At 71.3% G+C, this 20,087-nt stretch carries 23 protein-coding genes; 6 read left to right on the plus strand and 17 right to left on the minus strand.

Annotated features, from left to right (window positions below):
• Positions 1-83 precede the first annotated feature (83 nt).
• From ACFO0B_RS13580 to ACFO0B_RS13605, 6 genes are all read right to left on the minus strand, one after another.
• Positions 84-617: an adenine phosphoribosyltransferase gene (locus ACFO0B_RS13580; RefSeq protein WP_378612759.1), complete on the minus strand. Its 534-nt coding sequence runs from the start codon at positions 615-617 to the stop codon at positions 84-86.
• A 20-nt stretch (positions 618-637) separates the two neighbouring features.
• Positions 638-2,341, minus strand: a complete 1,704-nt coding sequence (locus ACFO0B_RS13585) for an ABC transporter substrate-binding protein (RefSeq protein ID WP_378612760.1) — start codon at positions 2,339-2,341, stop codon at positions 638-640.
• A gap of 57 nt (positions 2,342-2,398) precedes the next feature.
• Positions 2,399-3,640, minus strand: a complete 1,242-nt coding sequence (gene secF, locus ACFO0B_RS13590) for a protein translocase subunit SecF (protein ID WP_378612884.1) — start codon at positions 3,638-3,640, stop codon at positions 2,399-2,401.
• A gap of 5 nt (positions 3,641-3,645) precedes the next feature.
• The gene (gene secD, locus ACFO0B_RS13595) at positions 3,646-5,424 is read right to left on the minus strand and encodes a protein translocase subunit SecD (protein ID WP_378612761.1); all 1,779 of its coding nucleotides are present in this window, start codon (positions 5,422-5,424) and stop codon (positions 3,646-3,648) included.
• A gap of 114 nt (positions 5,425-5,538) precedes the next feature.
• Positions 5,539-5,922: a preprotein translocase subunit YajC gene (yajC, locus tag ACFO0B_RS13600; RefSeq protein WP_378612762.1), complete on the minus strand. Its 384-nt coding sequence runs from the start codon at positions 5,920-5,922 to the stop codon at positions 5,539-5,541.
• A gap of 80 nt (positions 5,923-6,002) precedes the next feature.
• Complete coding sequence (locus ACFO0B_RS13605; RefSeq protein WP_378612763.1) at positions 6,003-7,490, minus strand: flavin-containing monooxygenase; 1,488 nt, start codon at positions 7,488-7,490, stop codon at positions 6,003-6,005.
• A 78-nt stretch (positions 7,491-7,568) separates the two neighbouring features.
• Here ACFO0B_RS13605 and ACFO0B_RS13610 point away from each other — a divergent pair, with 78 nt between their 5' ends.
• A complete protein-coding gene (locus ACFO0B_RS13610; protein WP_378612764.1) occupies positions 7,569-8,207 on the plus strand; it encodes a TetR/AcrR family transcriptional regulator in 639 nt (212 codons plus the stop codon).
• 107 nt (positions 8,208-8,314) lie between these two features.
• Positions 8,315-8,911, plus strand: coding sequence for a DivIVA domain-containing protein (locus ACFO0B_RS13615; protein WP_378612765.1), 597 nt, complete (start codon positions 8,315-8,317; stop codon positions 8,909-8,911).
• Here ACFO0B_RS13615 and ACFO0B_RS13620 read toward each other — a convergent pair.
• The 4 genes from ACFO0B_RS13620 to ruvC are packed head-to-tail and all read right to left on the minus strand — an operon-like array spanning position 8,908 to position 11,712.
• A complete protein-coding gene (locus tag ACFO0B_RS13620) occupies positions 8,908-9,423 on the minus strand; it encodes a GtrA family protein (RefSeq protein WP_378612766.1) in 516 nt (171 codons plus the stop codon). The genes ACFO0B_RS13615 and ACFO0B_RS13620 overlap by 4 nt on opposite strands.
• 34 nt (positions 9,424-9,457) lie before the next feature.
• Positions 9,458-10,543 (minus strand): Holliday junction branch migration DNA helicase RuvB, encoded by a 1,086-nt coding sequence (gene ruvB, locus ACFO0B_RS13625; protein ID WP_378612767.1) that lies wholly within the window; start codon positions 10,541-10,543, stop codon positions 9,458-9,460.
• A gap of 3 nt (positions 10,544-10,546) precedes the next feature.
• On the minus strand, positions 10,547-11,146 hold the full coding sequence (ruvA, locus tag ACFO0B_RS13630; RefSeq protein WP_378612768.1) for a Holliday junction branch migration protein RuvA: 600 nt from the start codon (positions 11,144-11,146) through the stop codon (positions 10,547-10,549).
• Positions 11,143-11,712, minus strand: a complete 570-nt coding sequence (ruvC, locus tag ACFO0B_RS13635) for a crossover junction endodeoxyribonuclease RuvC (RefSeq protein WP_378612885.1) — start codon at positions 11,710-11,712, stop codon at positions 11,143-11,145. Before ruvC ends, ruvA begins: the two co-directional genes overlap by 4 nt.
• Before the next feature lie 195 nt (positions 11,713-11,907).
• Between ruvC and ACFO0B_RS13640 the strand changes: the two genes are divergently transcribed.
• A complete protein-coding gene (locus ACFO0B_RS13640) occupies positions 11,908-12,393 on the plus strand; it encodes an SRPBCC family protein (protein ID WP_378612769.1) in 486 nt (161 codons plus the stop codon).
• A 2-nt stretch (positions 12,394-12,395) separates the two neighbouring features.
• Here ACFO0B_RS13640 and ACFO0B_RS13645 read toward each other — a convergent pair whose 3' ends face one another.
• From ACFO0B_RS13645 to ACFO0B_RS13655, 3 genes are read right to left on the minus strand one after another with little or no spacing between them, the layout of a single operon-like run.
• The gene (locus tag ACFO0B_RS13645; protein WP_378612770.1) at positions 12,396-13,148 is read right to left on the minus strand and encodes a YebC/PmpR family DNA-binding transcriptional regulator; all 753 of its coding nucleotides are present in this window, start codon (positions 13,146-13,148) and stop codon (positions 12,396-12,398) included.
• A 56-nt stretch (positions 13,149-13,204) separates the two neighbouring features.
• Positions 13,205-13,834 carry a pyridoxal 5'-phosphate synthase glutaminase subunit PdxT gene (gene pdxT, locus ACFO0B_RS13650; RefSeq protein ID WP_378612771.1) on the minus strand — a complete coding sequence of 210 codons (630 nt, stop codon included), beginning with the start codon at positions 13,832-13,834 and terminating at the stop codon, positions 13,205-13,207.
• Complete coding sequence (locus ACFO0B_RS13655; RefSeq protein WP_378612772.1) at positions 13,831-14,655, minus strand: acyl-CoA thioesterase; 825 nt, start codon at positions 14,653-14,655, stop codon at positions 13,831-13,833. The genes pdxT and ACFO0B_RS13655 overlap by 4 nt, the downstream gene beginning before the upstream one ends.
• An 81-nt stretch (positions 14,656-14,736) precedes the next feature.
• On the opposite strand from ACFO0B_RS13655, the gene ACFO0B_RS13660 reads away from it, so the two are divergent.
• Entirely contained in the window at positions 14,737-15,345 is a 609-nt protein-coding gene (locus tag ACFO0B_RS13660) for a hypothetical protein (protein ID WP_378612773.1), read from the plus strand.
• Positions 15,346-15,396: 51 nt separating this feature from the next.
• Positions 15,397-15,666 carry a hypothetical protein gene (locus ACFO0B_RS13665; RefSeq protein ID WP_378612774.1) on the plus strand — a complete coding sequence of 90 codons (270 nt, stop codon included), beginning with the start codon at positions 15,397-15,399 and terminating at the stop codon, positions 15,664-15,666.
• 13 nt (positions 15,667-15,679) lie between these two features.
• Here ACFO0B_RS13665 and ACFO0B_RS13670 read toward each other — a convergent pair whose 3' ends face one another.
• From ACFO0B_RS13670 to ACFO0B_RS13680, 3 genes are read right to left on the minus strand one after another with little or no spacing between them, the layout of a single operon-like run.
• Complete coding sequence (locus ACFO0B_RS13670; protein WP_378612775.1) at positions 15,680-16,666, minus strand: hypothetical protein; 987 nt, start codon at positions 16,664-16,666, stop codon at positions 15,680-15,682.
• A gap of 23 nt (positions 16,667-16,689) precedes the next feature.
• Positions 16,690-17,019: a 4a-hydroxytetrahydrobiopterin dehydratase gene (locus ACFO0B_RS13675; protein ID WP_378612776.1), complete on the minus strand. Its 330-nt coding sequence runs from the start codon at positions 17,017-17,019 to the stop codon at positions 16,690-16,692.
• Positions 17,016-18,284, minus strand: coding sequence for a helix-turn-helix domain-containing protein (locus tag ACFO0B_RS13680; protein ID WP_378612777.1), 1,269 nt, complete (start codon positions 18,282-18,284; stop codon positions 17,016-17,018). The genes ACFO0B_RS13675 and ACFO0B_RS13680 overlap by 4 nt, the downstream gene beginning before the upstream one ends.
• Positions 18,285-18,646: 362 nt before the next feature.
• Between ACFO0B_RS13680 and ACFO0B_RS13685 the strand changes: the two genes are divergently transcribed.
• Complete coding sequence (locus ACFO0B_RS13685; RefSeq protein ID WP_378612778.1) at positions 18,647-18,832, plus strand: hypothetical protein; 186 nt, start codon at positions 18,647-18,649, stop codon at positions 18,830-18,832.
• Between the two features lie 57 nt (positions 18,833-18,889).
• Here the strand turns inward: ACFO0B_RS13685 and pdxS are convergent, their stop codons facing one another.
• Positions 18,890-19,792, minus strand: coding sequence for a pyridoxal 5'-phosphate synthase lyase subunit PdxS (gene pdxS, locus ACFO0B_RS13690; protein WP_269821865.1), 903 nt, complete (start codon positions 19,790-19,792; stop codon positions 18,890-18,892).
• Positions 19,793-20,087 lie beyond the last annotated feature (295 nt).

Below are 20,087 nucleotides of genomic sequence, written 5' to 3' on the forward strand. Positions count from 1 at the left end.
CAGATCAGCAACAGCCGCTCCGTTTCGTCGGGAACAAGACGATTCAGGGTAACCCCGGCACCACCGCCGGGGTCAACCCCTTTTCAGACGGTGACGATGGCGGTCACCGGGTAGTCGCCCTGCCTGGCCCGCCCGGCCAGGAAGCCGATCTCCAGCACGACGGCGGCCGCGACCACCTCGGCGCCCGCCTCGGCGAAGAGCTCGGCGGCGGCGGCCAGCGTGCCGCCGGTGGCGAGCACGTCGTCGAGCAGCAGCACCCGCCTGCCGCGCAGCCGCACGCCGTCGGCCGGGATCTCCAGCGCGGCGGTGCCGTACTCCAGGGTGTACTCGCGGGAGACCACCGGTGGCGGCAGCTTGCCGCCCTTGCGCACGGCGAGCACCCCGGTGCCGAGGCTCGCCGCGACACCGGCGCCGAGCAGGAAGCCGCGCGCGTCGACCCCGGCGATCAGGTCGGCGTCCGGAGCGCAGGCGGCCAGCCCGTCGAGCACCGCGCGGAAGCCGGCGGCGTCCGCGAAGACCGGGGTGAGGTCGGCGAAACGCACCCCCGACGTGGGGAAGTCGTCGTGCCAGCGGGTGAGCCGGTGCACCGCGGCGGCGGCCTTCGTGTGCGCGCTCATCGGGTTCCCCTCCGATTCGGTCACCGGGTCAGCCGCCAGCGGTCCATGTTCCAGCCGGTGCCGCCCTGGGTCGGCCCGGCGACGCCGTTGCGCAGCCCGGTACCGAAGGCGATCAACCGGGGCGTGGCGAAGAGCGGGATGCTCGGCAGCTCGGACCAGAGCAGGTTCTCCGCCTCGGTGAGCAACCCGAGCTGGCTGGCGGAGGCGTTGTCGGCGGCGAGCTGGTCGGTGATGGCGTCGAAGCGGCCGTTGCCGAACCGCCCGACATTGGAGCCGTTCCCGGTGCGCAGCGCCGACATCGCGGCCACCTCGGTGCTCGCCCCTGCCGGGCCGGTGGCGGCGGCGGTGCCGCCGAGCACGGCGTCCACCGCGCCCTCGGCCAGCCGGGTGGGCTGGAAGTCGGGGGCGCCCGCGTCGACGACGGTGATCCCGGCGGCGCGGCAGGAGTCGGCGATGGCCCTGACGGTGGCGGCGCGGCGGGCGTCCGGGGTCCGGTAGCCGATCCGCACGGTCAGCTCACCGGCCTTCACGTTCGGGTCGACCGTCGCGTACTTCTGCGCGGCGCCGGTGGCGGCCTCGTAGAACAGCGAATCCTGCTGCACGATATGGGCGTTCAGCATGGCCGAGCCGATCCCGCGCTCCGGCCGCTCCGGCACCGAGCCGAGGCTGTCGAAGAGCGCCTTGCGCGGCACGCAGGCGGCGAGCGCCCGGCGCGGCTGCACCCCGGCGAAGACGCCGCCGGTGCTGAGCACGAGCTGCTCGGCGCCGCGGCCGGGGATCGTGCTGGCGGAGAAGCCGTCCAGCGGCAGCTCCGGCACCGAGCCCGCGCCGATGTCGATCACCCCGACGGCATTGTCGCCGATCTTGGCGGCGAGGTCGGTTCCCTTCGGCCACACCACGATCCGGCCGGTCTCCGGCTTCGCGCCCCACCAGCGCTCGTTGGCGACGAGCACCAGCCCCTCGCTCTCGCTGTAGGAGCCGATGCGGTAGGGGCCGGCCGAGGGGAAGCGGCTCGCGTCCAGCGCGCCCGGCGTCATGGTCCAGCCGGTGTTCCAGAAGTCGGCGAGCTTGCCGAGCGCTACCAGCTCGCCGGTGCGCACCGCGCCGATCAGGTTGGCCACCCCGGTGGCCTGGGTGGCGACGTGCGCGGGCATGAGCTCACCGGCGGCGAAGAGCGTGCGCCACGGCACGTAGCGGCGGCCGGGGCGGAAGACGACGGTGGCGTCCTTGGAGCCGGGCTCGCAGTCGATCCGCTCGATGTCCTCGTACCCGGCGGTGCTCGCGCTGTCGAAGAGCGGCGCACCGTCCCTGGTGAACCGGCCGCTCCGCGCGGCCCAGGTGAAGACCAGGTCGTCGCAGGAGGTGGCGATGCCGTCGGAGTAGACGCCGTCCGGGCTGAGCCGGTACTGGATGGTCTGCGCCTCCCCCGGCACCTCCTTGGCGGTGCCGACGTCGGTGTCGGCCACCTGCTGGCCGTCCGGGCCGGTGTAGAAGAACCCGGTGAGCACCCGGCCGAAGACGGCGGGCGAGCCGCTGGCCCACCCCACCGTCGTCCCGCCGTTGTAGCTGCTGATCACCGCGTCGGTGGCATAGCCGATGGAGGGCACCTGGCTCTCGCTGGTGCACCCGGCGCCGAGCCCGGCCGCGACGATCGCGGCGGTGAGCGCGGCCACCACCCGCCGCGCTCGGATCCCGGGCCGGTGCCCGCGGCGTGGAAGTCGCAACGTCGAAACCCCTTCGCTCCCGAACGATCTCACCGGGGCCCGGCGGCCCCGCCACTGCTACCGGCGGCTGCGCTTCCCGCTGGGGCGCGAACCCGCCCGCGGGCCCTGGCCCGCGCCGCGGGCCCGCCGGGGCTCCGCCTCCTGGGCACTGCGGGCGGTCGCGGTGCCCGCGCGCCGCTCGGCGGCGGCGCCGACCCGCTCCGCGGCCGCGGCGGCCCGCTTGGCCTGCACCTTCCTGGTGTGCGCCGCCACCGGACCCCACCGCTCCTTGAGCGAAACCAGCAGCGGCGTCGCGAAGAAGATGGAGGAGTAGGTGCCGACGAGCAGCCCGACCAGCTGTACCAGCGCCAGGTCCTTGAGGGTGCCGACGCCGAGCAGCCAGACCGCGATCACCATCAGCCCGACGATCGGCAGCATGCCGATCAGGGCGGTGTTGATCGAACGCATGAGCGTCTGGTTGACCGCGAGGTTGGCCTGCTCGCCGTAGGTGCGGCGGTTCAGGTGCAGGATGCCCCTCGTGTTCTCCTCGACCTTGTCGAACACGACCACCGAGTCGTAGAGCGAGAAGCCGAGGATGGTCAGGATGCCGATCACGGTGGCCGGGGTGACCTCGAAGCCGACCAGCGAGTAGACGCCCGCGGTCACCGCGACGTCGAAGACCAGCGCCGCGAGCGCGGCCAGCGCCATGTCCCGCTCGAAGCGGATGGCGATGTAGGTCGAGACGACCACCAGGAACACCGCGAGCGCGATCAGCGCCTTGCGGGTGATCTGGCCGCCCCAGGTCTCGCTGACGTCGGAGACGCTGATCGAGGCCCGGCTCGGGCTGCCGTCGGAGTCCTGCGGCTGGAACCGCTCGTAGATCGCGGCGCTCAGCCGGTCGACCTGGGTCGCGTCCAGCGCCTCCGAACGGATCAGCACGGTGGCCGAGCCGCCGGTGCCGACGGTCTGCACCGACTCCGGGTCGAAGCCGAGCGCGCCGGAGTAGGTCTGCTCGACCTGCTCGGTGGTGGCCGACCCGGCCGGGAACTGGATCTGCGAGCCGCCCTCGAAATCGATGCCGAAGTTGAACCCGCGGATCGCCATGCTGGCCAGCGCGATCAGCACGATCACCGCGCTGATCAGGTACCAGCGGCGCCGGTTGCCGATCACGTCGATGGCGCCGGTTCCGGTGTAGAGCCTGCTGAAGAAGCCGCGCGCGTGCGCCCGCTGCACGGGCGTGAAGACGTCCGTGACCTCGGTGGCGTTGGTGCCGTTCTCCAGCGAGTAACCGCTCGCGCGGTCGGTGTCGTTGTTCGTCACGGTGCTCACGCCTTCCCGAGTGCGGGGCGGGTCGCGGAGCGTTCCCGCGCGACCTGCTGCATCGCGCCCAGGCCGTTGACCGCGGGCTTGGACCAGAACGCGGTGCGCGAGGCGAGCAGCACCAGCGGCGCCGTCACCAGGAACACCACCACCACGTCCAGGATGGTGGTCAGCCCGAGGGTGAAGGCGAAGCCACGCACCTGGCCCGCGGCGAGGATGTAGAGCACCGCGGCGGCGATGAAGCTGACCGCGTTGCCGGAGAGGATCGTGCGCCTGGCCCGCTGCCAGCCGCGCGGCACCGCCGAGCGGAAGCTGCGGCCCTCCCTGATCTCGTCCTTGATCCGCTCGAAGAAGACGACGAACGAGTCGGCGGTCATGCCGATGCCGATGATCAGACCGGCGACGCCCGCCAGGTCGAGGGTGAACCCGATCCAGCGGCCGAGCAGCACCATGATGCCGTAGACCGCGAAGCCGGAGGCGATCAGCGAGAGCGCGGTGAGCAGCCCGAGCATCCGGTAGTAGGCGAAGCAGTAGAGCAGCACCACCGCGAGCCCGATCGCACCGGCGAGCAGCCCCGCGCGCAGCGAGGAGAGGCCGAGCGTCGCGGAGACGGTCTGCGCCTCCGAGGTCTCGAAGGAGAGCGGCAGCGAACCGTACTTCAGCGTGTTGGCCAGCTCCTTCGCCGACGCCGCGGTGAAGTTGCCTGAGATCTGGGTGCGGCCGCCCTGCTGCGGGCCCTGCTGCACCACCGGCGCCGAGACCACCTGCGAGTCGAGCACGAAGGCGACCCGCTTCTGCACGTACTCGCCGGTGAGCGCGGCCCACTCGTCACTGCCGCCGGACTCGAACTCCAGGTAGACCTCGTGCCGCGCCTGCTGCTGGTTCAGCCCGGAGCTGGCGTCGGCGATGTCCTGGCCGTCGATCCGGCTCTTGTCCAGCAGGTAGACCTCGGTGCCGTCGCTCGCGCAGGCGACCAGCGGCAGGTTCGGGTCGTCGTTGCCGCGCAGCGGGTCGGGCTTGGTGCAGTCGAGCGTGGCGAGCGCCAGCTGCTGCACGGCCTGGTCGGTGCTCTGCCTGGTGGCCTTCGCCTCGGCGATCTCGGCGCGGGCCTGCTCGGCCGGGGTGAGATCATCGCCGGAGCTCGGCTCCGGGGTGGGCGTCGGGGCCGGGGTCGGGGCCTGATCGGCGGGCGGCGCGGGCGCGGGTTCACCCGGCGGGACCTGCTCGATCGGCGGCGCCGGCTCCGGCGGCACCTGGGCCGGGAAGAGCCGCGGCTGCGGGGCGGGCGCGACCTCGGGGGCGGGCGCGGGCGCCGCGCCGTCCGGCGCGGGAGCCGGAGCGACGCCATCGGGGGCGGGCGCGGGCGCCGGGGCGGCCGGGGTCTGCGCGGTGTTGCGGCCGGCGGCCGGAACCGCGGTCAGCACCGGGCGCACGTAGAGCTTGGCGGTGGTGGCGAGGGTGCGCGCCTGCTGGCCGTCCTCACCCGGGACGGTGATCACGATCGTGTCGCCGTCGATCACCACCTCCGAGCCGGAGACGCCGAGACCGTTCACCCGGTTCTCGATGATGGACTGCGCCTGCTCGAGGCTGTCCCGGCTCGGCCTGCTGCCGTCCGGCGTGCGCGCCGTCAGCGTGACCCGCGTGCCTCCCTGCAGGTCGATGCCGAGTTTCGGGGTCGGGGACTTGTCCCCGGTGAAGAAAACCAGTGCGTAGATCAGAGCGAGCAGGGCAACGAAGAGCCCGAGCAGTCGCCATGGATGCGCCGATCCCTGTGACGGAGGCACGGTGCGTCATCTCCTAGAGCGGAAGTCGAGTGGAACCGGCGCGCGCCGAGGCGGGCGCACCGACATGTCCGCACCGGGTACCGGCGCGGACCGCATGAACCGCGACGAGCGAGGTCAGTCCTTGGTGAGCCGGGTCTCGGTCTGGCCCGGGGTCTCCTCGGCGCTCGCCGGAGCGGCGGCCTCGGGCTCGGGCTCGGCGAGCACGACCGGATCGGCGGTGCCCGCCTCCTCGACGACGGTCTCGTCGTCGGTGCGGACCTCGCGGACGGCCTGGCGCAGCCAGGTCGTCACGACCTCCTCCGCGATCTCGAGATCGACGGTCGTCTCGTCGACCTCGACCACGGTGCCGTACAGCCCCGAGGTGGTGGTCACCCGATCCCCGATCTTCAGGTCGTTCTGCATCGCCGAGACCTTCTCGGCCTCACGCTTCTGGCGGCGGACGCCGAGAAACATCGGCACGAGCAGAGCGACCAGCAGCAGCGGAAACAGCAGTTCCATCGTCGACGTCAGTTCCTGGTTCGTGGGTGGGGTGGACAGGTACCCACACAGTCTGCCAGTTGGCGGAACCGGCCCCGCACTCAGGCGGGCACGCCACCGTAGACGTAGTCGTCCAGCGGGAAGCGCACGGCCTCCCGGTGCGCGTTCAGCGTGCTGGTCGGGCGCAGCAGCGCGGCCTCGCCGTGCGGGTCGAAGTAGTAGCTGCGCGCCGACCCGCAGTCGCCGCCGTAGAACACCGAGGTGCCGAGCCGCTCGGTCACCCGGTCCAGGAACTCCGCGTTGGCGCGCTCGGTGACCTCGAAGGTGGCCGCGCCGCGCCGGGCCAGCTCGCCGAGCAGCCTGCCCATGTGCTTCATCTGCGCCTCGACGGTGGTGAAGTAGGACAGCCCGCTGTAGGAGTACGGGCTGTTCAGGCTGAGGAAGTTGGGGAAGCGCGGCACGGTGATGCCCTCGTAGGCCTGGAACCGGCTCGCCCGCCACCAGGCGCCGAGGTCGACGCCGTCCCGGCCGCGCACCGTGATGGCCGGGAAGTTGGCCTGCCACAGGTCGAACCCGGTGGCCAGCACCAGCGTGTCCAGCGCGACCTCGGAGCCGTCGGCGAGCGCGATGCCGCCGGCCGTCACCTCCGCGATGCTTCCGGTCTCCAGCCGCACGTGCGCGGAGTTGAAGACCCGGAAGTAGCGGTTGGAGAAGGTCGGGCGCTTGCAGCCGAAGTCGTAGCCGGGGGTGAGCGCGCGCCTGGTCTCCGGATCACGCACCGAGGTGCGCAGGTGTGCCTTCGCCAGCAGCCCGGCACCCCGGTTCAGCACCTTGGCCCTGGTGAACTCCAGCACGCCGGCGACCATGATCGCCTCCAGCACCGCGGTGTTGGCCAGCCGCGCGGCCCGCTGCGTCACCGGCAACGCGGCGAAGAGCCGCTGCACCGCGGCCGGGATCGGGGTGTCGACCTTGGGCACCACCCAGATCGGGGTGCGCTGGAAGACGGTGAGCTCGGCGGCGACGTCGGCGAGCTCGGGGACCAGCTGCACGGCGGTGGCGCCGGTGCCGATCACGCCGACCCGCTGCCCGGTCAGGTCGAGATCGTCCGGCCAGGCGGTGGTGTGCACGATCCGCCCGGTGAAGCCGTCGATACCGGGGAAGGGCGGGGTGTAGGGCTGGGAGAGGAAGCCGGTCGCGGTGATCAGGAAGCGCGCGGTCAGCTCGCCGGAGCCGGTGGTGACCACCCAGTGCCGCCGGTCGGCGTCCCAGCGGGCCTGCTCGACGGCGGTGCCGAAGCGCATCCGGCGGCGCAGCCCGTACCGCTCGGCCACGTGCTGCGCGTAGCGGCGCAGCTCCTCCCCCGGCGCGAAGAGCCGGGACCAGTACGGATTCGGCTCGAAGGAGTACGAGTAGGTGACCGAGGCGATGTCGACCGCGAGACCGGGGTACCGGTTCACGTGCCAGGTGCCGCCGAGGTCGGCTTCCCGCTCCAGGATCACGTAGTCGCTCAACCCCAGCCGATCCAGCTGGATGGCCGCGCCCATCCCGCCGAACCCCGCGCCGACCACGATCGCGTCGTACCGCGCCATCGCCACACCTTCCCTCGTGACCCATCCGTCACGGAATGACATGTCATTCCGCAGTGCACCGACCGTATCATCGGCGGGGTGACGAAGCCATCGACGCGGGCCGACCGCCGCAAAGCGGAGCTGCGCCGCGACATCATCGACACCGCGTTCGTCTGCTTCGCCGAGAAGGGCTACCACGCGACCGGGATCGCCGACATCGCCACCGAGCTCGGCATCGGGCACGGCACCTTCTACCGCTACTTCAGCAACAAGCGGGAGATCATCGACCACGTCATCGACGATCTCGCCGCGCGCATCGTCACGGCGCTGGCCACCGAGAACTCCCCGGACGCGGCCGAGACGCTGGACGACTACCGGGCCCAGATCGAGCGGATCGGCGCCGCGCTGACCGTGATCCTGGTCCAGGACCGCCGGGTGGCGCAGCTGCTGCTCTTCCACGCCACCGGGATCGACGACGAGCTCACCGCCCGGCTGTACGGCCTGCTCGACACCGCCGACGCGCTCACCGCCGGGTACCTGGAACACGGCGTCGACCGGGGTTACCTGCGCGCCGACCTGGACACCGCGAACACCGCGAAGGCGGTCACCGGGATGCTGCTCGCGGCCGTGCTGCACGGGCTGCGCGACCCGGAGGGCGACGTGCGCGCGCTCGCCGAGGCGATCCGGCGGCTGCTGGTGGACGGCGTGCGCCGGGAAGCCGTCGGCGGCCCCGGCTGAACCAGGACCGCGGGAGCGGCCGCCTCGGTATCGTGTTCCGGGGTCCACCACTCTCGCGGGGGTTTCACACGTTGTTCGGAATGAACCGGTCGATCAGGAAGTCGCAGGTGTTGGCAGGACGCGCCCCCGCTCCGCCGCGGATGACCCCGGACGAGGTCGGCCGCGCGCACTTCGACCGGCCGCCGCTCGGGCAGCGCGGCTACCACGCCGACCGCGTCGACGAGTTCCTGGAGTCGGTCGCCGCCACCCTGGCGGGCGCGGGCGCGCTCACCGCCGACGACGTGCGCCGGGTGACCTTCCCGGTCCCGCGCTTCGGCGGCCGCGGCTACCGGACCGACCAGGTGGACGAGTACCTGGACCGGATCCGGCTGGAGCTGGAGTCCAGGCAGAACGGCGGGCACCCGGCACCGGAGCAGCGCGCACACAGCAACGGCGGCGGCGCCATCCTCACCCCCGACGATGTGCACCGGGTGCGGTTCACCGGCGCCGTGCTCGACCGCAGGGGCTACGACGAGGAGGAGGTGGACGCCTTCCTCGACCTGGTCGCCACCACCCTCGCGCACACCGGGCCGGGCACCCTGACCGCCGCCGACGTGCGCGAGGTGCGGTTCACCGGCGCCAGGCTCGGCACCCGCGGGTACAGCCGCGAGGAGGTCGACGCCTTCCTCGACCTGGTGATCACCGCGCTGGAGCAGCGCACCTAGCGTCCGGGCCCGCCCGGCACCGGCGCGTTCAGGTCGTCCGGGAAGACGAAGCGGCGGAAGGCCCAGAAGCGGAAGGCCATGGCGAGCAGCACGCCCAGGATCTGCCCGCTGACGAAGTTCGCCACCGCCTGGGTGACCGGCCCGACGAACGGCACCCGCAGGTCGAGCAGGTAGAGCGAGACGGCCTGCGGGATCATGGTGACGCCGATGCCGAGCGCGCTGACCGCGAAGAAGAGCGCGGCCTCGTGGTGCCGCTGCCTGCCGCCCCTGGTCCGGAAGGACCACTCGCGGTTCAGGATGTAGGAGGCGATGGTGGCGATCAGCACCCCGAGCAGCCGCGCGGTGAGCGGCTTCTCGCCGAGCACGGTGAGCTTGAGGGCGTAGACGACGCCGGTGTCGATGAACCACGTGATCGCGCCGACGACAGCGAATTTCAGCAGCTCGCGGTGGCGGATCACGGTGCTGCGGTGCGGCTCCGGAATGCGACCGAGCACGGACTGGACGACCGTCATTCGACCGACTCTAACCGCGCGCCCGGGGCGGTGCTCAGTCGAAGAGGTCCAGCGTCTGCTGGGATTCGTGCGCTCGCACCTCGAGCGAGCCGTTGAACGCGCCCGCGGGCGGCACCAGGCCGAGGTGCTCCCAGGCCGCCGTGGTCGCGACCCGGCCACGCGGGGTGCGGGCGACCAGCCCGGCGCGGACCAGGAACGGCTCGCACACCTCCTCGACGGTGGCCGCCTCCTCCCCCACCGCGACGGCCAGCGTGGAGACGCCGACCGGGCCGCCGTTGAAGCCGCGCACCAGCGCGCCGAGCACCGCGCGGTCCAGCCGGTCCAGCCCGAGGCCGTCCACGTCGTACACCTCGAGCGCGGCGCGCGCGATGGCCAGCGTGACGTGGCCGTCGGCGCGCACCTCGGCGTAGTCGCGCACCCGGCGCAGCAGCCGGTTGGCGATTCGCGGCGTGCCGCGGGAGCGGCCCGCGATCTCGGCGGCGGCGTCCGGGTCGATGACGACGCCGAGGATCCGCGCCGAGCGCAGCAGGATGCGCAGCAGCTCGTCGGGGTCGTAGAAATCCATGTGGCCGGTGAAGCCGAAGCGGTCGCGCAGCGGCCCGGTCAGCGAACCGGAGCGGGTGGTGGCGCCGACCAGGGTGAAGGGCGCGATGTCGAGCGGGATGGAGGTGGCGCCGGGGCCCTTGCCGACCACCACGTCGACCCGGAAGTCCTCCATGGCGAGGTAGAGCATCTCCTCGGCCGGGCGGGCGATGCGGTGGATCTCGTCGATGAAGAGCACGTCGCCGTCGACCAGGTTGCTGAGCATGGCGGCCAGATCACCGGCCCGCTCGAGCGCGGGGCCGGAGGTGACCCGCAGGGCGGTGCCGAGCTCGCCGGCGATGATCATGGCCATGCTGGTCTTGCCGAGCCCGGGCGGGCCGGAGAGCAGCACGTGGTCCGGGGTGCCGCCGCGCTGCTTGGCGCCGCGCAGCACCAGCGCCAGCTGCTCCCTGACCCGGGGCTGGCCGATGAACTCGTCCAGCGAGCGCGGCCGCAGCCCGGCCTCCAGCTCGCCGTCCGACGGCTGCTCGACCGCGGCGACCGGGGAGTCGTCGTCGGCGAAATCCGTGTCGTCCATCGGCTACCGGTTCCTGCCGAGCAGCGAGAGCGCGGCGCGCAGCACCGCCGAGGTACCCGCACCCGGCTGCTCGGCGAGCACGGTGTCGACCGCGGGCTCGGCCTGCCTGGCCGGGAAGCCGAGGCCGGTGAGCGCCTCGATCACCTGGTCGCGCACCGGGCCCGCCGCGGCAGCTGCCACCCCGCCGCCGGACTGCACCGGGACGGCGTCGACCTTGTCCCTGAGCTCGACGATCATCCGCTCGGCACCGCGCTTGCCGATGCCGGGCACCCGGGTGAGCGTGGTCAGGTTGCCCTCGGCGAGCGCCTTGCGCAGCGCCTCCGGCTCCAGCACCGCGAGCACCGCCATGGCGAGCCGCGGGCCGACCCCGTTCACCGTCTGCAGCAGGCCGAAGAGCTCGCGCGCTTCGGTGTCGGCGAAGCCGAACAGCGTCATGGAGTCCTCGCGGACGATCATGGCGGTGTAGAGCCTCGCCTGCTCGCCGCGGGTGAGCCCGGCGAGCGTGGCCGGGGTGGCGCTGAGCCGGTAGCCGACGCCCGCGGCCTCGATCACCACGTGGTCGAGCGCGATCTCCAGTACCTCGCCGCGCACCGACGCGATCACGGCCGCACCGCCTTCCGTTGCTCGGCCAGTCTCGCCTTGTATTTGCGCTGCGCCTCCGCGGCGGCCTGCTCGGCCTTCGCCATCCGGTCCAGCAGGGGCGCCCGCCAGCAGTGGCAGATGGCCAGCGCCAGCGCGTCCGCGGCGTCGGCGGGCTTGGGTGCGACCTGAAGTCCGAGTATCCGGGTGACCATGGCGGTGACCTGGGCCTTGTCCGCGGCGCCGTTGCCGGTGACCGCGGCCTTGACCTCGCTCGGGGTGTGGAAGGCGACCGGGATGCCGCGGCGCGCGGCGGCCAGCGCGATCACCCCGCCCGCCTGCGCGGTGGCCATGGCGGTGCGCACGTTGTGCTGGGCGAAGACCCGCTCCACCGCGACCGCCTCCGGGCGGTGCGTGTCCATCCACCGCTCGGCGGCATCGGCGACCAGCAGCAGCCGGTTGGCCAGGTCGAGCTCGGGCGGGGTGCGCACCACGTCCACGTCCAGCGCGGTGACGGTGCGGCCGCGGCCGCCCTGCACCATGCTGAGGCCGCACCGGGTGAGCCCGGGGTCGACGCCCATCACCCGCACCCCGACCCCTTCCCTCTGGGCGAACAATTGTTCGAGAGTTTAGCTCACACGGTCGTTTCCGCCGCCGGGCGACACGGTAGCAAGGGTTGGTCATGCGGGGCCGCGCCCCGCGCCCCGGCGCGGCCGCCGGTGATCTGTCGGACCCGCGGGGCACAATGCGGGCGAAACCGACCCGCCCCCGGACGGAGGAACACCGTGGCTCCCGAACCCACCGGCACCCTGCAGCGCACCGCCACCGGCCGCGATCTGGTGCTCACCCGGCGGTACGCCGCGCCGCCCGCCGAGGTCTGGGCCGACCTCACCGAGTCCGAGCGCACCGCGCGGTGGTTCGGCCCCTGGGAGGGCGAGCCGGGCGGCGCCATCCGGGTGCGGATGGTCTTCGAGGAGGGCGAGCCCTGGACGGACATGCTCGTCGAGACCTGCGAGCCGCCCCGGCGCCTGGAGCTGCGCGCGGTCGACGAGGCGGGCTCCTGGCACCTCGAGCTCGTCCTCACCGCCACCGCCGACGGCACCGAGCTGGCGCTGATCCACCACCTGGACGACAGCGCCGACCCGGGCATGGTCGGCCCCGGCTGGGAGTACTACCTCGACCTGCTCGGGGCGGCCCGCTCCGGCACGGACCGCCCCGACTTCGGCGACTACTTCCCCGCGCAGCAGGAGTACTTCCAGCGCCTGGGGTGAGCTCAGTCGTCCAGCTCGGCGAGCACTTCGTCGGAGATGTCGGCGTTGGTGTAGACGTTCTGCACGTCGTCGCTGTCCTCCAGCGCGTCCACCAGCTTGATCACCTTGCGCGCGCCCTCGGCGTCGACCGCGACCGAGACCGACGGCTGGAAGCCGGACTCGGCGGAGTCGTAGTCGATGCCACCCGCCTGCAGCGCGGTGCGCACGGCGATCAGATCGCCGGGCTCGCTGATCACCTCGAACGCCTCGCCGAGATCGTTGACCTCCTCGGCGCCCGCGTCCAGCACGGCGGTGAGCACGTCGTCCTCGGAGAGGCCGTTCTTCTCCAGGGTGACGACGCCCTTGCGGTGGAAGAGGTAGGCCACCGAGCCCGGGTCGGCCATGTTCCCGCCGTTGCGGGTCATGGCGACGCGGACCTCGCCCGCGGCGCGGTTGCGGTTGTCGGTGAGGCACTCGATGAGCACCGCGACCCCGTTCGGGCCGTACCCCTCGTACATGATGGTCTGCCAGTCGGCGCCGCCGGCTTCCTCGCCGCCGCCGCGCTTGCGCGCCCGTTCGATGTTGTCGTTCGGGACCGACGACTTCTTCGCCTTCTGGATGGCGTCGAACAACGTCGGGTTGCCTTCGGGGTCACCGCCACCCTGCCGCGCCGCCACCTCGATGTTCTTGATCAGCTTCGCGAAGAGCTTGCCTCGCTTGGCATCGATCGCGGCCTTCTTGTGCTTGGTGGTGGCCCATTTGGAGTGGCCGCTCATTCCCTACTTCCTTCGAGTCGGTGGCACGTTCGACGTGTGTACGTTACTCGCCCGCCTCAGCCGAGGTCGTCGCGCTCGGCCTTGCCCCGCCGCACCAGGTCCACGAAGAGTTCGTGCACCCGCAGATCGCCGGTCACCTCGGGGTGGAAGGAGGTGGCCACGACGGCCCCCTGCCTGACCGCGACGATCCGCCCGGCGGCCGGGCCGTGCGGCACGGTGGCGAGCACCTCGACGCCCTCCCCGGCCCGCTCGACCCACGGCGCCCGGATGAAGACGGCGCGCATCGGCCCGTCGTCCAGCCCGGCGAAGTCCAGGTCGGCCTCGAACGAGTCGACCTGGCGGCCGAAGGCGTTGCGCCGCACCGTCATGTCGATGCCGTGCAGGTGCTCGGCGTCGGCCCTGGTGTCGAGCACCTCAGAGGCGAGCAGGATCATTCCGGCGCAGGAGCCGAAGGCCGGCATCCCGGCGCGCAGCCGGGCGCGCAGCGGCTCCAGCAGCTCGAAGGTCTGCAGCAGCTTGGAGATGGTGGTGGACTCGCCGCCGGGCAGGACCAGGCCGTCCACCGCGGCGAGCTCGGAGGCGCGGCGGACCAGGGTGGGGGTGGCGCCGCATTTCTCCAGCGCCACGATGTGCTCGCGGACATCGCCCTGCAGCGCCAGCACGCCGACGAGTGGCCGAGCCGTCACCGCTTGTCCCTGAGGGTGCGGATCAGCCCCTCCTGCACCACGGCGGCCACCAGCCTGCCCTCCCGGTCGAAGATCTTGCCGCCGGTGAGCGCGCGGCCGAAGCCGGCCGACGGCGAGGACTGGTCGTAGAGCAGCCAGTCGTCGGCGCGGAACGGGCGCAGGAACCACATGGCGTGGTCCAGCGAGGCGCCCTGGGTCGGCTCGTCCGGGTGCGTCACCTTGGAGGAGCCGAGCAGCGTCATATCGCTCATGTAGGCGAGGGTGCAGACGTGCAGCAGCGGGTCGTCCGAGAGCGGGTGCCGGTAGCGGAACCACACCTGCTGCGGCGACACCACACCCCGCCTGGCCGTGACCCGGTCCCGCGGCACGATCCGGATGTCCCAGTGCTCCCACTCGCGCATGAGCCAGAGGCTCTCCTCGCTGAGCGTGGTGGCGACGTCGGGCAGCTCGTCCGGGGTCGGCACGTCGGACATCACGTCCTGATGCGCCGGGCCCTGGTCGCCGGTGTGGAACGAGGCCGACATGGTGAAGATGGCCTGCCCCTCCTGGATCGCGGTGACCCGGCGGGTGCAGAACGAGCGGCCGTCCCTGATCCGCTCGACCTGGTAGACGGTGGGCTGATCCGGCGTGCCCGGCCGCAGGAAGTACCCGTGCAGCGAGTGCACCTGGTAGCGCGGCTCGACGGTGCGCACCGCCGACACCAGCGCCTGCCCGGCGACCTGACCGCCGAAGGTGCGCGGCAACTGCGTCTTGACCGAGGCGCCGCGGAAGATGTCCCGCTCGATCCGCTCGATCTCCAGTGCCTCTTCGATTGTCGCCATGAGCTGAGAGTATCCCGGCCGGTCGGTGGGGTCGGCGGCACCCGGCGGACCTGCCGCGCAGCCGTTTGCTGAGATGGAGCCGTGCCGACCTATCGACCGCTGAGCCCCGGCGAGCTCGTCGCCCGGATCGCCGAGCGGGTGCTCAGCCGCGCCGAGCGCACCGTCGTCGCGGTGGACGGTGCCGACGCGGCCGATCCCGAATCCCTTGCTGATCTGCTTGTTTCGCGACTCCGCGAAACCGGCCGGGACGCGGCTTCGGTGCCACTGCACGGCTACGTGCGCCCCGCCTCGCTGCGGCTCGAGTACGGCCGCGACGACATCGACTCCTACCGCGACGCCTGGTTCGACTACGCCGCCCTCGACCGCGAGGTCCTCCGCGCCCTCCGCGAACGCGGCCGCTGGCTCCCCGCGCTCTGGGACGAGGTCGCGGACCGCTCCGCCCGCGCCACCCTCCGCGACGCCTCGGACGGCACCGTCCTCGTGGTGTCCGGCCCCATGCTCCTCGGCCGCGGCCTCGCCTTCGATACCACGGTCCGGCTCGAGCTGAGCGAGCCTGCACTCCATCGGCTCACCCCCGACGATCAGCGCTGGACCGTGCCCGCGCTGCTCGCGCACGCCGTGGAGTACCCGGAGGAGGCCGATTTCGCGGTCCGCTGGGATCACCCGAACAAGCCCGCGCTTCGCATCTGATCCCGAGGCGCGGTGCCGGTACGCACCCGAACTTCCGAATACCCTGCATCCATGCAGTCCGCCGCGCAGCTCATCGCCGTCGTCCGCGATGACCGCAGCTCACTGGCCGAGGCATACCCGTGGATGCTCGCCCTATCGCCTGCGGACCGCGAAGCCTGCGCGCAGGACCTCGTCAACGCAGCCCGCATGTCCACCGACCAGCCGCATCCGGCGATGGCCGAGCTGATCTCCTGGAAGGAGACCGCAACGGCTGTCGCCGCCGGGCTCGGCACCATCGACCCGGCGTGGCTCGGCGAGGACGCGCCCGTGGAGCGTCCCTAGCCTCGGCAGGGCCTCACAACGTGGTGGCGAGATACTCCTCCAGGTCCCGTACCGCGGGTGCGTCCGGCGCGGCGGCCGCGAGCGTGCGTCGTGTGCTCCTGACCTCCGACGCGAGGCGGGGCGAGCCGTAGGCAGTGGCAACAGTGCTCGTGGCGCGGGTGATCCGCACAGATTCCTCGATCTCCCCCGCATGCGCGAGCGCTGCGGCGAGTCCGATTTCCGCGAATCCTCGGGAGAGGGCGTAGGCCGGATCTATCAGCTCGACGCAGCGACGCGCCGCAGTGACAGCAGGTAGGCGGTCGCCCACTCCAACCAGGCATTCCGAGCGAAAGCCGTAGTGGATGGCCGCATCGAAGACGTAAGTCGGCAGGGTGAGTTCGGCGTTGTTGATGAAATCGTCGGCTTCGTCGAGCGCGCTGCGGCACTCCCGGGCCTCGCCGCGTTCGGCATGCGCTTCGGCGGCCATATCCAGTGCATAGGCAGTGAGCAGCCGATTCTGCGCCCGGGTGGCCCACCAGCGCGCGGCGGCAGCGTGATCGACGCCGAGTCCGGGACGGCCGTCGCGGATCGCCGCAAGGGAGGCGTTGCACAGCACCAACGCGGTCAGCGCCGGATCAGCGGCATCGTCCGCCGCAGAGCGCGCTACCTCGTAGTGGGCCATCGCCGCGCGCATATCACCGGCGTCATACGCCTGCCAGCCGATCACCCGTGCCAACGATGCCCGTACGGCATACAGGCGGGTTCTCAGTGCGGCGGGACAGTCCGGGAGCAGGGTCTCGACCAGTTCGGCTTGGCCACGCCGAATCGCGGCCACCGCGCGGGGACCGAACGATTCGTACTGCTGCGCGGTGACCTCGGTGACGGCTTCGAGTTGCTCGATGGCGGCTCGATCGACCTTGCCGCCGAGTGCGTACCCGAGGCGGCTTCGTGCTGCGTCATCGAGCCCCGCCAGCACGGCGGGCAGGGTCCCGACCGCGGTGATGGCGACCAGCAGTTTCACGTCGGTTCATGTCGATCCGCACCTCACAGGGCTGAATCGGGGACCGGTTCCGCTCCGGCGGCTGCGGCGATTCGGTCGATATGCCGGGCGAGGTCGAAGTCCCGCTCGGTCAGGACGTGTCCGGCATCGTGGGTGGTGCTCCGGAATTCGATTCTCTGCCAAGTGATCGTGATGTCGGGGTGGTGGCTCACCTCGCGCGCCTTCGCTGCGACGTAGACCGCGAGGTGAACGCACTCGTGATAGGTGTGAGCAAAGGTCCGGGTGATCTCATTGCCCTCGCGTGTCCACCCGGGCACGGTCGCGAGCGCCTCGGCGATCTGGTCGTCGTCGAGCGGAACAGGCGGGGTGCTCATGTGACCGATCCTAGGATCGTCCGCAGCTCGCGGCCTGCCGACGAATCCGACCAGCCGGCGGCACGGGAGCCGACGACCTCCAGTTCGCGGCGAAGCCGGACCGAACCGGTCGATGCGTAAGCCTCGGCCGCCTCGGCAGCGGCCCGAACGGCTCGATCGGGGTCGGGCACTTTCGCCAGCGCAGCGGCCTGCCGCGCGCGAAATACGGCGTTGTCGCGGCGCGCGCGATCCGGCATCGAGTCCATGACCTCGTCCCAGAGGTCGGCCGCGGCGACACCATCTCGCTTGGCACCGGTGCGCCCGTAGCAGGTCGCTCGCTGAACGTGGACGTAGTGCGGCGTTCGTCGGCAGGCATTGCCCCAGGGGTCCTGGTCATCGACTTTCGGGATGAGTGCGTCGAGCTTGTCCAGCAATCGATCCGCGGCGGCCCGCTCGCCGCACATAGCGTGACCGTGTGCTTCGTGCTGCAGGGCCAGAACCCGGCACTTGGGAGATAGGCTCGTCCCGACCGCTTGCGCGGCCTGCGCGTACTCGACCACCATGGCACCGTCACCGTTGTCGAGCGCCAGCATCGCCATGTTCGACAAGGCGTAGGAAATAATCCGGGGTCGGCCGCTGCGGTGAGCGAGCGCCAGGGTGGTATGCCGCCACTGCAGCGAGCTGCTGAGCTTTCCCGCATCCTGGTAGAGCCATCCGAGCAAAGCCGCGAAGGATGCCCCGATTTCGAGTAGATCGCTGCGGATGGCCACATTTCCTTCGCGCGCCATCGCAATGAGGAGTTCGGTCTGCGCCTGCACCGTAGGAATCAGGTGAACCGGGCCCAGGAGAGCATCAGCGGTGTAGTGCCCCGCGAGCTGGTTGCGGAAATAGTCCATCAACTCGGGTGCCGAGCCGATTCCTCTCCGGGAATCGGAGTGCGCGGCGAGCGCCAGCCCCGTAGCAGAGCCGGTCATCACCTGCAGAAATCTCTTACGTTGCACGGGGCCCTCCCCTCCGAGCCCGAGGGAACTCGCCCCTACGGTAGACCGCTCGAGCGACAGTAGCTTCCAGAAGCGTTCAGCGACGGCCTCTCCGGCTTCTTGAAGTTTGCGGTCCATCCGCGCCGCGTACGGGACGCTCAGCGTGATGGTTTCCTTGCGCTTCTCCCACTTGCGTACCAATTCCACCGACACCCCCGTGTGAGCAGCGAATGCCTCTTGTCGCATGCCCAAAGCTTGTCGAAGGACGGTGACCTCGCGTCCGGTCCACTTCCCGATCACGCCCATCAGCTCCCCCGTTCGCCGGACTCGACCCGGCATCGCCTCATGGTGCGCTCAGCCTAGCCACTCAGCGAAAACAGTTCCTCCTACGCGGCGCGTACCCGACAGGTACCCACTCGGTACCTGTCGCGGCGTCCGCGCGCGGGAGACCGTTGAGCGATCGAGCCAACAGAAAAGGCGGGGCGCGGCATGGGGGCGGTAGACGAACGATGGCTGAATTGCGGATTCGATCCCGATCATCTGACGCCACAGGCTGCTGCGCTGATCCTCCAATTTCACCACCACGGCCCCGCCCACGACTGCTTACCGGGAATTGCGGCGCTGGCCTGCCTATCCGAACCGGCCGCCGGGGACGAGTGGGAGTAGCCGTGGATAGGCACATACGGATCAAGTATGCGGGTGGGGCGATCTTCGACTACCGCGTCAGCGACACCGCGGCCGGTCGGCTCGAGAGCACCCTCCGCGACTGGTCGCCGGACGCGGAGATAACCGTCGACGATCAGCTCACCGACGAGCTGCCCATGATTCCCTGCGCGACTCTGTGGGAGCGGTGACACCGAAACGACTGCTGCCCGGCACTTTTCGGTACCGGGCAGCACTCGGGAAGAAGATCACCAACCGCGCTCGGCGAGGCGGTGGGGCTCGGGGATCTCCTCGACGTTGATGCCGACCATGGCCTCGCCGAGCCCGCGCGACACCTTCGCCAGCACGTCCGGATCGTCGTAGAACGTGGTCGCCTTGACGATCGCCTCGGCGCGCTGAGCGGGGTTGCCGGACTTGAAGATTCCGGAGCCGACGAAGACGCCTTCGGCGCCGAGCTGCATCATCATGGCGGCGTCGGCGGGGGTGGCGATGCCGCCCGCGGTGAAGAGCACGACCGGCAGCTTGCCGGTCTCGGCGACCTCGCGGACCAGCTCGTAGGGGGCCTGGAGTTCCTTGGCGGCGACGAAGAGCTCGTCTTCGGGCAGCGAGGAGAGGCGGCGCAGCTCCTGGCGGATCTTGCGCATGTGGGTGGTGGCGTTGGAGACGTCACCGGTACCGGCCTCGCCCTTGGAGCGGATCATGGCCGCGCCCTCGGTGATCCGGCGCAGGGCCTCACCGAGGTTGGTGGCGCCGCAGACGAAGGGGATGGTGAACTTCCACTTGTCGATGTGGTTGGCGTAGTCGGCGGGGGTGAGCACCTCGGACTCGTCGATGTAGTCGACGCCGAGGCTCTGCAGGATCTGCGCCTCCACGAAGTGGCCGATCCTGGCCTTGGCCATCACCGGGATGGAGACGGCGGCGATGATGCCCTCGACCATGTCGGGGTCGCTCATCCGGGAGACGCCGCCCTGCGCGCGGATGTCGGCGGGGACCCGCTCCAGCGCCATCACCGCGACGGCGCCCGCGTCCTCGGCGATCTTCGCCTGGTCGGGGGTGACGACGTCCATGATCACCCCGCCCTTGAGCATCTCGGCCATGCCGCGCTTGACGCGGGCGGTACCGGTGGTCGGGGTGGGTTCGGGGGTGGTCACGGCAAACTCCTGGGTCATGTGCGCCAATCGATCGGGGGGACGCTCCCGATTCTAGGCGTGCCAGGCAGGCCACTTGATAGCCAGTCCGGCACCACTGGTCTGGTACCGGACCGACACTTACAGCAACCCCGCCGCGATCGTGACGACCGTTACAGCGGAGCGACGACCAGCAGTTCGGCCCAGTACGTCGCGGCGGCCGGGCCGATCAGCGGCGTCAGGAAATCGAACAGCAGATACGACATGTGCTACCTCCACCTCTGCGCGCCCCCGAAAGACGCGCGTCCGTTCAGGGGTA

The organism is Nocardia jiangsuensis (assembly GCF_042650385.1).
In the GTDB taxonomy this organism is placed as follows: domain Bacteria; phylum Actinomycetota; class Actinomycetes; order Mycobacteriales; family Mycobacteriaceae; genus Nocardia; species Nocardia jiangsuensis.

Excerpts from the sequence above, each read along its gene's own strand:
- ACFO0B_RS13675 (WP_378612776.1), bottom strand. The coding sequence starts at position 17,019 with ATGAGCACCCCGCCTGTTCCGCTCGACGACGACCAGATCGCCGAGGCG.
- ACFO0B_RS13580 (WP_378612759.1), bottom strand. The coding sequence starts at position 617 with ATGAGCGCGCACACGAAGGCCGCCGCCGCGGTGCACCGGCTCACCCGC.
- yajC (WP_378612762.1), bottom strand. The coding sequence starts at position 5,922 with ATGGAACTGCTGTTTCCGCTGCTGCTGGTCGCTCTGCTCGTGCCGATG.
- ACFO0B_RS13665 (WP_378612774.1), top strand. The coding sequence starts at position 15,397 with ATGCAGTCCGCCGCGCAGCTCATCGCCGTCGTCCGCGATGACCGCAGC.
- ACFO0B_RS13680 (WP_378612777.1), bottom strand. The coding sequence starts at position 18,284 with ATGGGCGTGATCGGGAAGTGGACCGGACGCGAGGTCACCGTCCTTCGA.
- ruvB (WP_378612767.1), bottom strand. The coding sequence starts at position 10,543 with ATGGACGACACGGATTTCGCCGACGACGACTCCCCGGTCGCCGCGGTC.
- ACFO0B_RS13655 (WP_378612772.1), bottom strand. The coding sequence starts at position 14,655 with ATGGCGACAATCGAAGAGGCACTGGAGATCGAGCGGATCGAGCGGGAC.
- ACFO0B_RS13645 (WP_378612770.1), bottom strand. The coding sequence starts at position 13,148 with ATGAGCGGCCACTCCAAATGGGCCACCACCAAGCACAAGAAGGCCGCG.
- ACFO0B_RS13605 (WP_378612763.1), bottom strand. The coding sequence starts at position 7,490 with ATGGCGCGGTACGACGCGATCGTGGTCGGCGCGGGGTTCGGCGGGATG.
- ACFO0B_RS13620 (WP_378612766.1), bottom strand. The coding sequence starts at position 9,423 with ATGACGGTCGTCCAGTCCGTGCTCGGTCGCATTCCGGAGCCGCACCGC.